The sequence below is a fragment of the Pseudoxanthomonas kalamensis DSM 18571 genome, from assembly GCF_010211745.1.
GTDB classification, from domain to species: Bacteria; Pseudomonadota; Gammaproteobacteria; order Xanthomonadales; family Xanthomonadaceae; genus Pseudoxanthomonas_A; species Pseudoxanthomonas_A kalamensis.
Genome location: NZ_PDWQ01000038.1, coordinates 1 through 765 on the forward strand (window position 1 = coordinate 1; position 765 = coordinate 765).

At 68.8% G+C, this 765-nt stretch carries 1 pseudogene; it reads left to right on the forward strand.

Features of this window, described 5'->3' with window-relative positions:
• Positions 1–170: 170 nt before the first annotated feature.
• Positions 171–765, forward strand: a pseudogene (locus CSC70_RS13840) (TolC family protein); the annotation flags it as partial.

Below are 765 nucleotides of genomic sequence, written 5' to 3' on the forward strand. Positions count from 1 at the left end.
CGCAATACCTCGGCCAGCGTTTCCCGCGCCTTGCGCAACGCCAGCGGGGCGAGGGCATCCGTCCCGCCCGCCGCGCCGGCCTGCTCGACGGGGCGGTGGCGGCCCTGTCCGGCGCCGACGGTCTGACTCCGCTGGGCTTGCGCTAGGCGCGGGAAAAGCGGGCCGAGGCATTGCGCATCGCCGTGGCGCGCGTCAAGCAGGCGCGCGCGGTGTTCGTCGAGCGTCGTCTGGATCAGGCGCCGCATATCACTGCGCAGGGCAGCTTCGATCGCCGCGAACAGCAGCAGGTGATCGCCGGCAATCAGCGCTTTCTGACCGAGCAGACCACGCTCGGTCTGGATGCGGCCTGGGAGCTGGACCTGTTCGGCCGTCAGCGGCGTGCATCGGAGGCCGCGCGTGCCGACCTGGATGCCGAGCAGGCCAACCTACAGGACGTGCAGGTCACCGTTGCTGCCGAAGTGGCGCGCAACTATTTCGAGCTGCGCGGTACCCAGAAGCGGCTGGATGTCTCCAAGCGCACGCTCACCAACCTGCGCGACACCCAGAAGCTGACGCAGACGCGTTGGGATCTGGGGGCCGGCAGCGAGCTGGATGTGCAGAGCAGCCTGGCGCGGTTGAAGGCGATCGAAGCGGATATTCCGCTGCTGGAAACCGCCGAGGCGCAATATCGCCATCGTCTGGCTGTGTTGCTGGGTCAGCAACCCGATGCCTTGGATGCCACCTTGGCCGCGCGCGAGATGCCGGCGTTCGCGCGCGGCCAAGGTG